The organism is Cupriavidus sp. GW821-FHT07C08 (assembly GCF_059419025.1).
In genome coordinates this window covers 154,856-168,075 of the sequence record NZ_JBWKQZ010000005.1, presented here as the reverse complement: position 1 = coordinate 168,075, position 13,220 = coordinate 154,856, and the positions used below count along the sequence as shown (strand labels likewise).

Below are 13,220 nucleotides of genomic sequence, written 5' to 3'. Positions count from 1 at the left end.
TCCGTCAGCGGCGCAGGTTGTCCACCTGCACGCGTGCGCCATCGCGGCGCGCGGCGTCGGCCACTTCATTGGTGACCACGGTCTGGCCGATCGGCGCCAGCGCAATGCCGGCCAGCTTCAGGTGCTGGATCGCAAACGGAATGCCGATGATGGTCACGAAGTTGGCGACCGCCGCCATCACGTGGCCGATGGCCAGCCACACGCCGGCGACAACAAACCACAGCACATTGCCGACCAGCCCCAGCGCACCGGTGCCGACATCGTCGCGCCCGGTCAGCTCGCGCCGGCTGATGGCCTGCTTGCCGAACGGGAAGAAGGTGAACGTGCCTATCACGAAGCAGGCCTTGCCCCAGGGGATCCCGATGATCGAGATAAAGGCCAGCAGCCCGGCCAGCCACCAGGCCAGGCCCATGACCACGCCGCCAAGGATGAACCAGAGGAAGTTGCCGATTGCGCGCATGCCGTTCGTTCACGAGTGAGGAAGAGAACACGCATGATACGCAATGGTGTTGTGCCGGCATGGCGGCGAGGGGGGTCGTGGCTACAAAGCGTACCCGTTTCTGCGTGCCTTGCCGGGACCGGCTGAACGGCGTCGCCGGTCCTTCGGGAAACGCGTTCGAGCCTTGTTTATAGGCATATTCCACTCTGCAAGACCGGTCGCAAACCCCGCTTCCGCAGGCAAAGCGTACCCGTTTCTGCGTGCCTCCGCGCGTGCTGGCGCCTTCGGCAAGCCCGACGCCGCAGCGATAGAATGTGACGCCGGCCCGCTATCCGCGCGCCAGCCCCCTGGGCAGCCAACACGCTGTCACCCTTCTCCGACTCCACCGTCTACTCCGCTGTCCCCGCCATGAAGCCCACGCTGCTGATCCTGACCCAGGTCGCTACCCACCACCGCGACGCCATTGCCGAACGATTCGAGATCCTCTATGCGCCGGACGCGGAAGGCCGCGCCGCGCAGATCGCCACGCAGGGCGAACGCATCCGCGCGGTACTGACCATCGGCTCCACCGGCCTGACCGCGGCGGAGATCGACGCGATGCCGGCACTGGAACTGGTGTGCGCACTGGGCGCGGGCTTCGAGAACATCGCCGTTGCCCACGCCCGCGCGCGCGGCATCGCCGTGGCCAATGGTGCCGGCACCAACGACAGCTGCGTGGCCGACCACGCCTTCGCGCTGCTGCTGGCGACCGTGCGCGCCGTGCCGCAACTGGACGCGGCCACGCGCGCCGGCACCTGGCGCACCGCGCTGCCGCTGCGGCCCAATGTCTCGGGCAAGCGGCTGGGAATCGTCGGGCTGGGCACCATCGGCCGGCGTATTGCCCGGCGCGGCGAAGGCTTCGACCTGGAGATCGGTTATCACAACCGCAAGCCGCGCGAAGACGCGGGGTACCGGTACTTCGACAGCATCGGGGCGCTGGCCGCGTGGGCGGACTACCTGGTGATCGCCACGCCGGGCGGGGCGGGTACGCGGCACCTGGTCGATGCAAGCGTGCTGTCGGCGCTGGGACCGGCCGGGTTCCTTGTCAATATCGCGCGCGGCAGCGTGGTGGATACCGAGGCGCTGGCTTCAGCGCTGCGCGCCGGCAAGCTTGGCGGGGCTGGGCTGGATGTCTATGAGAGCGAGCCGGCGCCGCCGGTGGCGTTGTTCGACTGTCCTAACGTCGTGCTAACACCGCATGTGGCAGGCTGGTCGCCGGAGGCCATCACGGCGTCCGTGATGCAGTTCCTGGAGAATGCGCGGCGGCATTTTGCGGGGGAGGGGGTGTTGACGCCGGTGGGGTGAGGGATCACCTGGCGGATCACCCCATCCGCCACCGCTACCCTTGCGTTGCCTGCATCGATTCAATCTGCATCCCGCATCGGAAACTGACACCGAGTAGCGGGGCCATTCCATTCGGTTTTCAGACTCGGCCCCTAGTTCTGAACCGTCGATCCCGCGAGCATGGCTTGAACGCGACGAATCGGAGAACGGGATGGATGTGCGGCTGCGCGAGCTCCACGGGAACTGGGACCGTGGCTTTGCACTGGACAAGCATACCCGTATCAGCACCTATCTCGGCGATGATGAATGGGGTCATCCAGTGTTCGATACGACGCGCTCCCCGGCTGGTGAAGCGCTCTATCAGCTGAAGTACCGGCACGACTGGAGCCAGACGCTACCCTTTGCGCTGCAAATCGCCGAAAACATCTATCCCCGCTTCCCCGACGTCGGCTGCATTGTTCCAATGCCCGCGTCCAGAGTACGCCCCCGGCAGCCTGTTCTGGAGATCGCGATTGCGCTTGGTAGAATCGTGCGTCGGCCAGTCCTTTCCAGTATCTTGTCCAGGGTGCCGACAGGACAAGCGCTAAAGGATATCGGAACGAAAGCAGTGCGCGCGGCGGTACTGGCCGGGCGGATCATGTTGCACGACGGAATACCGGGATCAAAGCGCCGAAATGTGTTGCTCGTCGACGACCGGTACGACACCGGCGCATCATTGGAGGAAGCCTGCCGGGTTTTGAGAGGTTACGCGAAAGTCGCAAACATTTACGTAGCGACCGTAACATGGTGAGGTGCAATGGATGAGCATGATCTTTGTAGCCGGCTCGATCAGTATCAAGCAGCTCGACCCCAAGGTCAAAGCGCGCATCGATAGCATTGTCGAGGGCGACCACACCGTGATCGTAGGGGACGCGGACGGCGCAGACAGCTCCGTCCAGTCCTACCTTTGCGGCAAAGGTGTGGCGGAGGCCATCGTCTACTGCAGTGGGGACACACCTCGAAACAACGCAGGCCGCTGGCCGGTGGTTCGTGTCGACGTCAAGCACGCAGCGCCCGGCTCCCGCGCCTTCTTTACTGCGAAGGATGTCGAGATGGCAAAGGCGGCTGACTTCGGCCTGATGATCTGGGATGCGCGAAGCACCGGCACCCTGCGCAACGTCATGGAGTTGCTGCGGCGCAGGAAGGCAACCGTCGTCTTTGTCAACAAGACCAAGTCATTCCTGACCGTACGTGATGTCGAGCAGCTCGAGCTCCTGCTGTCGTTCATGGCAGCGCCGGCCTTGCGCAAGGCAGAAGAGAAGCTCCATTTGCGCAGCAGCATCAGTCAGTTGCGGCACGAGCAAGCGGAGATGTTTGGCTGAACCAAGCTAAGCGGGAAACACCGCCCTCACCCGCAACCCGGGCCCCGCATCCTCCAGCACCACCCGCGCCCCATGCGACTGGGCAATCTCCGCCACGATAGCCAGCCCCAGCCCGCTCCCGCCGGTCGGTGCATCGGCCACCCGATAGAAGCGATCAAACACACGCGCACGCTCGTCAGCGGGGATCCCCGGCCCATTGTCGCTGACCACCAGTTCAACGGCACGCCCATCGGCGCTGCGACCCACCAGCACATCGATACGGCTTCCGGCAGGGATATAAGCCAGCGCGTTATCCAGCAGGTTGGTCAGCAGGATGCGCAACGCATCCACATCCCCCCGCACCACCGCCGGCGATGTGTCCTCGCTGCCGTCGAGCCCAAGGTCGATATTGCGATCTAGCGCGGCCTGCGCCATGTCCGCGACCACGCTTGCGGCCAGTTGGTGCAGCTCCACCGGTTCGTGCGGAGGAATGGCTGCGCCCGGCTCCTGCCGTGCCAGCGTCAACAGCTGGGTGACCAGGTGGGTCAGCCGCTCCAGTCCCTGGCGCAGCTTGCCGATCGCTTCGTCACGCGCTGCGCCGTTCTCAGCCCGTTCCACCAGCTGTGCCTGCAACTGCAGCGCGGCCAGCGGCGTGCGCAGCGCGTGGGCGGCGTCGGCGACGAAGGCGCGCTGGGTGTCGATGGCGTGCGAGAGCCGCGCCAGCAGCTGGTTCAGCGCCGCGCTCAGCGGAGCGATCTCGTCCGGCATCTGGCGCACAGCCAGCGGCGCCAGTGTGTTGGCGTCGCGCGCGCGCACCTCGGTGGCGATTTCGCGCAGCGGGCGCAGGCCGCGCCCCACTGCCATCCACACCAGCCAGCCCAGCAACGGCAGCAGCAACAGCAGCGGCGCCACGGTGCGCAGCGCCATACGCGCGGCCAGCGTGCGCCGTGCGCTCATCGGCTGCGCGATCTGCACCACGGTGGGCCCGAGCTGCATGCTGTACAGGCGCCATTCGCCCTGCTGCGTGGTCACATTGGAAAAGCCCAGCTCCGCGCGCGCGGGCAGCGCCGGGTGCGAATGCGACAGGTACAGGCTGCGGCCGGAGCCGTCCCAGATATGGATGACCACATCCTCGTCGGCGTGCGCCAGGTCGTCGGGCGCGCCCAGAAAAGGCGGCGCCACCGGGTCGGCGAACTGGCTGGGCAATGCCGCGGCCATCTGCTTCATCTGGTAGTCGAACAGCGCGTTGGCTTCCTGCCTTGCCTGCCCGTAGATCAGCGCCGTGGCGACGGCGATGCCGGCAAGCAGGCCCGCGGCCAGCCACCACAGCAGGGTTCGCTGGATGGAACGCATCAGGGGGTGTCTCCTGCGCCCGCGGATGCTGCATCCCCATCGAGGCGCGGCACCACGTAGCCCACGCCGCGGATATTGCGGATCAGCGCCGCGCCGAACTTCTTGCGCAGCGCGTGGATATAGACCTCGACGGTATTGCTGCCGACCTCGTCGTCCCAGCCGTACAGCCGCTCCTGCAATTGCGGCACCGACCAGACCTTGCCGGGCCGCGCCATCAACGCGGACAGCAGCGCGAACTCGCGCGCCGACAGCCGCACCGGCTCGCCGCGGTGGGTGGCCTCGCGGGTCGTGGGGTTGAGCACGATGTCGCCGTAGCTGACCAGCGGCTCCGCCCGGCCGGCGGCGCGGCGCGCCAGCGCGTGCATGCGCGCCGCCAGTTCCTGGAGGTCAAAGGGCTTGACCAGGTAATCATCGGCGCCGGCATTGAGCCCCGCGACACGATCCGCGACGGCATCGCGCGCGGTCAGGATCAGCACCGGCGTCGGCACGCCGCGCGCGCGCAAGCTGCGCAGCACGTCGAGGCCCGGGCGCCGCGGCAGGCCGAGGTCGAGCAGGATCAGGTCATAGCACGCCTGGCCGCCCTGCGCGGTGCTGGCCGCGGCCAGGCCCGCGTCGCCGTCGCGCACCCAATCGACGGTAAAGCCTTCCTGGCGCAGCGCCAGCTTGACGCTGTCGCCGATCATGGCGTCGTCTTCCACCAGCAGCACGCGCATGGCTATGGATTCCCGCCGCAGCCGTCGAGCCGCTCGGCCAGTGCGCGCGCCAGTCCCGGCAGCGCGGGGTGGCTGGCGGTGATGACATGGACCGGCACGGCCTCCAGCCAGCCGCGCATGCGGCCCTTGGCGACGAAGCGTTCGGCAAAGGCCGAGGCCTGCAGCGCCGGCACGAAGCGTGGCAGGATGCCGCCGCCCAGGTAGACCCCGCCACGTGCGCCCAGCACCAGGGCGATGTCGGCCGCAACCGAGCCGAGCAGGCCGAAGAACACCGCCATGGCGCGCTGGCACAGCGGGTCGTGACGCTCGAAGGCGCCGGTGGTGACCTGCTCCGGCAGCAGCGGCGCAAGCAAAAGCGTACCCGTTTCTGCGGCCAGCGCGGCATGGATATGCGACAGGCCGCTGCCGCACAGGAGCCGTTCCGCCGACACCCGGCCGACATTGCGATGGGCGGCGCGCCAGGCGACCCATTCGTCGTCAGTGTCGGGCATCAGCTCGATATGGCCGCCTTCGCCGGCGAGCGCCACCGCTGGTCCGCCCGGCGCCGGCACCAGGCCGGAAACGCCCAGCCCGGTGCCCGGACCGACCAGCGCAAGCGGCGCGGTGCGCACCGCGGTGCCGGCGCGCACGGGCACCAGCCCGTCGGCAGGCAGGTGCGGCAGGGCCAGCGCCAGCGCGGTGAAGTCGTTGATGGCCACCAGGGTCTGCAGCCCGAGCGCGCGCCGCATGCCGTCGATCGAGAACGACCAGTTGTGGTTGGTCAGCCGGACCTGGTCGCCGGTCACCGGGTTGGCCAGGCCGATCGCCGCGTGGCGCGGCACGGGCTTGCCCGACGCGGCCAGGCCGTCGAGATATTGGCGCAGGGCGGCTTCGAGCGACGGGAAATCGGCCACCTTCAGCGCGGTCACCGGGCCGATCCGCATTGGTGCGGTTTCCAGTGCAAAGCGCACGTTGGTGCCGCCCACATCGCCGAGCAGGCGGGGGAAGTCAGCGCAGGAGGATGCAGTGGTGGCCATGGCGTCGGGTATCGCTCCTCTTGGGAATCAGGTCTGTCAGGTCTTGAACACGTCAAGCCCGTGCCGGTGCCGTGACAGCACCAGGCTGACCGGCAACGACGGCGCAGGGCCCTGCAGCGCGCGTTCGAGCACCTCGGCCTTGGTTGCGCCGGACACTGACAGGAACACGCGCTCGGCAGCCAGCAGCGCCGCCAGGTTAAGCGTGATGCGGGCATGCGGCGCGACTGACGGGTGCGTGATCACGTAGCCGGGCTGCGGCTCGCTCAGCGCGCTCTGCAGTTCGGGCGCATCCGGGAACAGCGAGGCGGTATGGCCGTCCTCGCCCATGCCCAGCACCACCACGTCGGGCTGGCGAAATGCGCTGTTGGCCCGCGCCACCGCCTGTGCCGGCGCGGCAACGTCCTGCGCATCGGCAATCAGCGGTACGAAGGCGGCGCTGGCAGCGGCCTCGCGCAGCAGGTGCGCGCGCACCAGGGCGGCGTTGCTGTCCGGGTGGTCGGGCGGCACCACGCGCTCGTCGACCAGCGTGATGGTCACCGCCTCCCAGCGCACGTGCCGGTGGCGCAGCCGCTCGAACATCGCCACCGGCGAGCGTCCGCCCGAGACCGCCAGCACCGCCCAGCCCTTGACACGGATGGCCAGCTCCAGCGCATTGCCGATGGAGATGGCCAGCGCCTCGGCCTGGTCCATCGGGGTGGGATGTTCAAACTGGCGCATGATGGTTTCCTTTGCGATTCTGCGGGCGCATGGCTCAGGCTTCCTCGTGCCACAGCCCGCCATCGCGCGACATCAGCGCGGACGACGCGGCCGGCCCCCAGGTGCCGGCGGTATAGGGCTTGGGCGGCACGGTGCTGGCCTCCCAGGTGTCGATGATGGGTTCGACCCAGCGCCAGGCCTGCACTTGTTCATCACGGCGCACGAACAGGCCCAGCCGGCCGCGGATCACGTCGAGCAGCAGCCGTTCGTAGGCGCCGGCGCGGCGCACCTTGAACGAGTTGGCAAAGTCCAGGTCGAGCGAGGTCGGCGTCAGCTCCAGCGTGTCGCCGGGCTGCTTGACCAGGCAATACAGGCGGATGCTTTCTTCCGGCTGCAGCTGGATCACCAGCCGGTTCTGCGGCGACAGCGTCAGCGGCCGCGGGAAGATCGCGTGCGGCACGTCGCGGAAATGGATCACGATCTCGGCCACGCGGGACTGCATGCGCTTGCCGGTGCGCAGGTAGAACGGCACCCCTTCCCAGCGCCAGTTGGCGATCTCGGCCTTGATCGCGACAAAGGTCTCGGTGCGGCTGTCGGGCGCGATGCCCGCTTCTTCCTGGTAGCCCGGCACCGGCTTGCCGCCGATGGCACCGGAGCGGTACTGGCCGCGCACGGTCTTCTCGGCCACGTCCTGCGGCGTGATCGGTTTGAGCGCCTTCAGGATCTTGATCTTCTCGTCGCGGATGGCATCTTCGCTGAGGCTGGCCGGCGGCTCCATCGCCACCATGCACAAGAGCTGCAGCAAGTGGTTCTGCACCATGTCGCGCAGCGCGCCGGTGCGGTCGTAGAAGTCGCCGCGCGTTTCCACGCCGAGTTCTTCGGCGATGGTGATCTGCACGTCCTGCACCCACTCGCGCCGCCACAGCGGCTCGAACAGCGCGTTGCCGAAGCGGATCGCCATCAGGTTCTGCACCGACTCCTTGCCGAGGTAATGATCGATGCGGTAGATCTGCTCTTCGGCGAAGTACTTGGCCACTGCGGAGTTGATCGCCTCGTTCGATTCGAGGTCATGCCCCAGCGGTTTTTCCAGCACGATGCGCACGTTGGGCGCCTGGCGCGTGTTCAGGCCGGTGCGTGCCAGCTGCTCGCAGATCGACACGAACAGGTGCGGCGCGGTGGCGAGATAGCACACCACCACTTCAGGCTTGCGTGCCAGCACCTGCTCCGCCAGCGCATCGAAATGCGCGGGCACGCGTGCGTCGGCCTGCACGTAGACAATGCGCGCGCAGAACTTGTCCCATGACTCGGGCGGCGCATGGGCCAGCCCGGGGCGCACGGTCTGTTCCAGCGAGGCGAGGTAGTCCGCGGTAGAGAGCGGCTGGCTGCCGATGGCGAGGATCCGTGCGGCCGGATGCAGCAGGCCGGCGTGGTGCGCATCGAACAGGGAAGGCAGCAGCTTGCGCCGCGCCAGGTCGCCGGTGCCGCCGAACAGCACCATGTCGAAATCAGGCATGCTCACCCTGGGACTCCTTGTGCGGTTGAGGACCCGCCATGGGCGGGTTTGCATGGTGGCAAGTTTACGTGACTCGCCCCGGCTTGGCGAGGCGCAGGCTGCGGCACATGCCGCGGCAAATGCATGACCCGGGCCCAAAGCGTACCCGTTTCTGCGTGCATCGGTCAGTGCACCGTGCGGTACGCGGCAAAGTGCGCTAGGCTGAAAGCTCCCCCGCAGGAGAACCCCATGCCACGTCATCCAGTGCTCGAGCGGGTCACCGCCCGCATCGTCTCCCGCAGCGCCGCCTCGCGCCAGGCGTACCTTGACCGCACCCGCGCCATGGCCGGGCAGAAGGTCGAACGCGCGCAGCTTTCCTGTACCAACCTGGCCCATGCGGTGGCTGCCATGCCTGACGCCGCGAAGATTCGTCTGAAGGCCGATGAGCGGCCCAACCTGGCGATCGTCTCGGCCTACAACGACATGCTGTCGGCGCACCAGCCGCTGGCGGCTTTCCCCCAATGGCTCAAGGAAGCGGCGCTCGATGCCGGCGGCACCGCGCAGTTTGCCGGCGGCACGCCCGCGATGTGTGACGGCGTCACGCAGGGCCAGGACGGCATGGACCTGTCGCTGTTCTCGCGCGATGTGATTGCGCTGGCCACGGCGGTGGCGCTGTCGCACCAGATGTTCGATGCCGCGCTGTACCTGGGCGTGTGCGACAAGATCGTGCCCGGGCTGGTGATGGGCGCGCTGTCGTTCGGCCACCTGCCGGCCGTGTTCGTGCCGGGCGGGCCCATGACCACCGGCATCAGCAACGACGAAAAGGCGCAGACGCGCCAGCTCTACGCCGAAGGCAAGATCGGCCGCAAGGAATTGCTCGAGGCCGAGACCCGCTCCTACCACGGCCCCGGCACCTGCACCTTCTATGGCACCGCCAATTCCAACCAGATGCTGATGGAGATGATGGGCCTGCACCTGCCGGGCACGGCCTTCGTCAACCCCAACACGCCGCTGCGCGAGGCGCTCACGCGCGAGGCCGCGCGCCAGGCGCTGAAGCTGGTGCACGGCGGCGAGCGCTATACGCCGGTGGCCGAGGTGCTGGACGAGCGTGCCTTTGTCAACGGCATCGTCGGGCTGCTGGCCACCGGCGGCTCCACCAACCACACGCTGCACCTGATCGCGATGGCGCGCGTGGCCGGCATCGTGCTGGGCTGGGACGACTTTGACGAGCTCTCGGCCGTGGTGCCGCTGCTGGCGCGCGTGTACCCGAACGGCAAGGCCGACGTGAACCAGTTCCAGGCCGCCGGCGGGCTGCCCGTGGTGATCCGCGGGCTGCTGTCGCTGGGCCTGGTGCATGACGACGTGACCACCATCGTCGGCCGCGGGCTGCAGGATTACACGCGCGAACCCGTGCTGCGCGACGGCAAGCTGACGTGGATCGACGGCCCGGCCGCGCCGCTTGACGACAGCATCGTGCGCGGCGCCGACGCGCCCTTTGCCCCGGACGGCGGCATCAAGGTGCTGGACGGCAAGCTGGGCCGCGCGGTGATCAAGACCTCGGCGGTCAAGGCCGAGCACCAGGTGGTGGAGGCACCGGCGATCGTGTTCGAGCGTCAGGACGATGTGCTGCACGCATTCAAGCGCGGCGAGCTGGAGCGCGACTTTGTCGCGGTGCTGCCGTGGCAGGGCCCGGCCTCGTGCGGCATGCCCGAGCTGCACAAGCTCACGCCTACGCTGACGGTGCTGCAGGACCGCGGCTTCCATGTGGCGCTGGTGACCGACGGGCGAATGTCGGGCGCGTCGGGCAAGGTGCCGGCAGCCATCCATGTCTGCCCCGAGGCGCTGCACGGGGGCGCGATCGGGCGCGTGCGCAGCGGCGACATGATGCGCGTGGATGCGCCCGCTGGCGTGCTCGACGTGCTGGTGCCGGATGACGAATGGCAGGCGCGCGCGCCTGCCCGTCCGGACCTGAGCGCCAATCGCCACGGCGTGGGCCGCGACCTGTTCGCCACCTTCCGCCGCCATGTCAGCACTGCGGAAAGCGGTGCCTGCACGCTGTTTTCGGACGAGGGCGACGAAAGCAATCTGCAGCGCTAGCCCAGGTGCTGCACCGGCTGGCGCGGCGCCGCGCCGGTCGGGTGCGGCGCGCCGGTCGGGTGCGGCGCGCCCGCCGCTGGCGCGCTGTCGGCCACCTTCACCGCACCCGGCACCGAACCGGCGCCCGGCACGTGCAGTTCCTGGATCGGCACCGCCAGCTTGCTACCGGCCTGTTCCAGCGCGTGCTTGATGCGCTCGTAGAACGCGAAACGCACGTTCCAGTAGTCGTCATTCGAGGTCCAGTAGCGCACGTTCAGCGTGATGCCCTGCTGCGTGTAGTTGACCACCATGGTCTCGGGCTTGGGGTCGGCCAGCAGGCGATGCTCGCGCGCGAGCATCGCGCGCAGCGCTTCCAGGCTGCGCTGCACATCGCTGTCGAAGGTCACCGTGGCCTCGATGTCAGCGCGCCGCGTGGCGTTCTCGCTGTAGTTGGTGATGGCGCTGCCCCACAGCTTGCCGTTGGGCACGCGCAGGCACACCCCGTCGAAGGTGGTCAGCTCGGTCATGAAGAGGCCGGTCTCGCGCACGGTGCCGGCCACCCCCTGCGCATCGATGTACTGGCCGACGCGGAACGGCCGCAGCAGCACCAGCATGATGCCGGCGGCAATATTCTGCAGGGTGCCCTGCAGCGCCAGCCCGATGGCCAGGCCCGCGGCGCCCAGCATGGCGATGATGCTGGCGGTCTGCACCCCGAACTGCGACAGCACCAGCACGATGGTCAGCACGCGCACCATCCATTGCAGCGCGTTGGCCAGCAGCGGACGCATGGTCTCGTCCACGTGCGTGCCGCTGAGCGCGCGCCGGGCCGCGCGGCCCACGCGGGCCGACAGCCACCAGCCGGCCATCAGGATCAGGATGGCTGCCAGGCAGTTCATGCCCTGGTTGATGGCGAACTGGAGCAGGTAGGTCCAGCCCGCCTCCAGCTTGTTGGCATCGATGAAGTTCAGGTCCATGGGAGCGGCTCCGTTTGCGGTTCTTATGGAGGAGACAGGCGGTGCTGCGTACCCGTTTCTGCGTGCAGAAGCGGGCTGCCAGGCCGCACTCAGGCGCCTGGCGGAAAAATTCCTGCTTGACAAATTGCCGCGTGTTGCAAGCGCGATGTCAGACGATCACCGACAATGCCGACACGGCAACCCAGTGAAGGAGACAAGCAAGGCGGGAATTGGTTTCCGGTGCGGCATGCGCTTGCGTGCCGGCGCGCCAGCCCTTGTGCAATCAAGGCTGGCGGCGGATCAGAAAAGTCCGAGCGAGGGAGGGGCCAGGGGTAGCCAGGCCAAGCCCGGTGCGGCGGGCCAGCATTGCGGCACAACTTTCAGCGACGAAAGTTGGCGAAGGGGTGTCGGCGATACCGCCGTGCGGGCAGCGGCAGGCACGCAGAAACGGGTACGCTCCCTGCCCTGCCCCGGCAATGGGTCAGGCCGGATGATCGTGCAGCCGGTCGCGCGCGGCCAGCGCAGGAAAGAACCGCATCCACAGCGCCACCACCAGCAGCGTGCCGACGCCGCCCAGGATCACGGCGCCCACCGGGCCCAGCAATGCTGCGGTGACGCCGGACTCGAACTCGCCCAGCTGGTTCGAGGCGCCGATAAACACCGAATTGACCGCACCCACGCGCCCGCGCATGTCGTCCGGGGTGTCGAGCTGGACCAGCGTGGAGCGCACCACCACGCTGATCATGTCCGACGCCCCCAGCACCACCAGCGCCACCATCGACAACGGCAGCCAGGTCGATACACCGAACACCACGGTAGCCACCCCGAATAGCGCCACCGCGCCGAACATGATGCGCCCGGCGCGCCGGTTCAGCGGATGGCGCGCCAGCCACAGCGCCATTACCAGCGCGCCGACTGCCGGCGACGAACGCAGCAGCCCCAGGCCCCACGGCCCGGTGTGCAGGATGTCGCGCGCGTAGATCGGCAGCAGTGCCACGGCGCCGCCCAGCAGCACGGCGAACAGGTCCAGCGAAATCGCTCCCAGCAGCACTGGGCGGCTGCGGATATAGGCAAACCCCGCAAACACCGTGCCCACGCTGACCGGCGCGGTCAGGCGCTGCGCGGCCTGGCGCAGCGTGATGCCGCTTACCAGCACGGCGGCAATGGCAAAGAGCGTGGCACTCAGCCCATAGACCACGCCCGGCCCGGCCACGTAGGCAAAGCCACCGATGGCCGGGCCGATGATGATGGCGGCCTGCCCGGCGGAACTGGCCAGCGCCACCGCGCGCGGCAACTGGCGCGGCGTCACCACGCTGGGCAGCAGCGCCTGCAGCGTGGGGGTCTCGAACGCGCGCGTGGCGCCGATCAGCGCGACGAAGACGAAGATGTGATGACTGTCGATCCAGCCACTCAGGCTGGCCACGGCCATGCCGGCGGCCAGCAGCGCCTCGATCGCCTGGCAGGTGCGCACGATGCGGCGCCGGTCGAAGCGGTCGGCCACGTGCCCCGACATCAGGATCAGCACCACCGACGGCAGGAACTGCACCAGCCCGACCATGCCGAGCATCAGCGGGTCGCGGGTCAGGTCATACATCTGCCAGCCGACCGCCACCGTAAAGATCTGGTAGCCAATCGTGGTGCACAGGCGTGCGAACCAGTAACGGCGGAAAACGGCGTCGCCGAAGACGCTGTCCGGCGCGGCGGCCTGGACGGTGGCTGGGGAAGACATGGATGCGGGAGGGAGGCGGAGATGGCTGCGCACCGCACAGCGCCGCCGTGCCGTTGAGGACGCCACGACAGCCTTTGCAGTGCACAAAGG

12 protein-coding genes are annotated in these 13,220 nt (G+C 68.3%); 4 read left to right on the top strand and 8 right to left on the bottom strand.

Annotation, left to right across the window (positions count from 1 at the left end; genetic code table 11):
* Window positions 1–4: 4 nt before the first annotated feature.
* Complete coding sequence (locus AC07UK_RS09060) at window positions 5–460, bottom strand: YccF domain-containing protein (RefSeq protein WP_013954082.1); 456 nt, start codon at window positions 458–460, stop codon at window positions 5–7.
* 387 nt (window positions 461–847) lie between these two features.
* On the opposite strand from AC07UK_RS09060, the gene AC07UK_RS09055 reads away from it, so the two are divergent.
* The 3 genes from AC07UK_RS09055 (at window position 848) to AC07UK_RS09045 (ending at window position 3,123) form a co-directional block, all read left to right on the top strand.
* The gene (locus tag AC07UK_RS09055) at window positions 848–1,783 is read left to right on the top strand and encodes a 2-hydroxyacid dehydrogenase (protein ID WP_494685874.1); all 936 of its coding nucleotides are present in this window, start codon (window positions 848–850) and stop codon (window positions 1,781–1,783) included.
* A gap of 190 nt (window positions 1,784–1,973) precedes the next feature.
* On the top strand, window positions 1,974–2,552 hold the full coding sequence (locus tag AC07UK_RS09050; protein ID WP_494685873.1) for a ComF family protein: 579 nt from the start codon (window positions 1,974–1,976) through the stop codon (window positions 2,550–2,552).
* A 10-nt stretch (window positions 2,553–2,562) separates the two neighbouring features.
* On the top strand, window positions 2,563–3,123 hold the full coding sequence (locus tag AC07UK_RS09045; RefSeq protein ID WP_436224534.1) for a hypothetical protein: 561 nt from the start codon (window positions 2,563–2,565) through the stop codon (window positions 3,121–3,123).
* A 6-nt stretch (window positions 3,124–3,129) separates the two neighbouring features.
* On the opposite strand, the gene AC07UK_RS09040 is transcribed toward AC07UK_RS09045, so the two are convergent.
* Genes AC07UK_RS09040 through zwf form a run of 5 tightly spaced genes read right to left on the bottom strand, consistent with a single transcriptional unit; the run spans window position 3,130 to window position 8,393 of the window.
* Window positions 3,130–4,455 (bottom strand): sensor histidine kinase, encoded by a 1,326-nt coding sequence (locus AC07UK_RS09040; RefSeq protein ID WP_436224533.1) that lies wholly within the window; start codon window positions 4,453–4,455, stop codon window positions 3,130–3,132.
* The gene (locus AC07UK_RS09035) at window positions 4,455–5,168 is read right to left on the bottom strand and encodes a response regulator (protein ID WP_436224532.1); all 714 of its coding nucleotides are present in this window, start codon (window positions 5,166–5,168) and stop codon (window positions 4,455–4,457) included. Before AC07UK_RS09035 ends, AC07UK_RS09040 begins: the two co-directional genes overlap by 1 nt.
* Before the next feature lie 2 nt (window positions 5,169–5,170).
* The gene (glk, locus tag AC07UK_RS09030) at window positions 5,171–6,184 is read right to left on the bottom strand and encodes a glucokinase (protein WP_494685872.1); all 1,014 of its coding nucleotides are present in this window, start codon (window positions 6,182–6,184) and stop codon (window positions 5,171–5,173) included.
* A gap of 36 nt (window positions 6,185–6,220) precedes the next feature.
* The gene (gene pgl, locus AC07UK_RS09025; RefSeq protein WP_494685871.1) at window positions 6,221–6,901 is read right to left on the bottom strand and encodes a 6-phosphogluconolactonase; all 681 of its coding nucleotides are present in this window, start codon (window positions 6,899–6,901) and stop codon (window positions 6,221–6,223) included.
* A 34-nt stretch (window positions 6,902–6,935) separates the two neighbouring features.
* Window positions 6,936–8,393, bottom strand: coding sequence for a glucose-6-phosphate dehydrogenase (gene zwf, locus AC07UK_RS09020; protein ID WP_494685909.1), 1,458 nt, complete (start codon window positions 8,391–8,393; stop codon window positions 6,936–6,938).
* Between the two features lie 228 nt (window positions 8,394–8,621).
* Here zwf and edd point away from each other — a divergent pair, with 228 nt between their 5' ends.
* A complete protein-coding gene (gene edd / locus AC07UK_RS09015; protein ID WP_436224529.1) occupies window positions 8,622–10,469 on the top strand; it encodes a phosphogluconate dehydratase in 1,848 nt (615 codons plus the stop codon).
* On the opposite strand, the gene AC07UK_RS09010 is transcribed toward edd, so the two are convergent.
* Both AC07UK_RS09010 and AC07UK_RS09005 read right to left on the bottom strand, forming a co-directional pair.
* Window positions 10,466–11,422: a mechanosensitive ion channel family protein gene (locus AC07UK_RS09010; protein WP_436224528.1), complete on the bottom strand. Its 957-nt coding sequence runs from the start codon at window positions 11,420–11,422 to the stop codon at window positions 10,466–10,468. The genes edd and AC07UK_RS09010 overlap by 4 nt on opposite strands.
* Window positions 11,423–11,882: 460 nt before the next feature.
* A complete protein-coding gene (locus AC07UK_RS09005; RefSeq protein ID WP_436224527.1) occupies window positions 11,883–13,130 on the bottom strand; it encodes an MFS transporter in 1,248 nt (415 codons plus the stop codon).
* Window positions 13,131–13,220 lie beyond the last annotated feature (90 nt).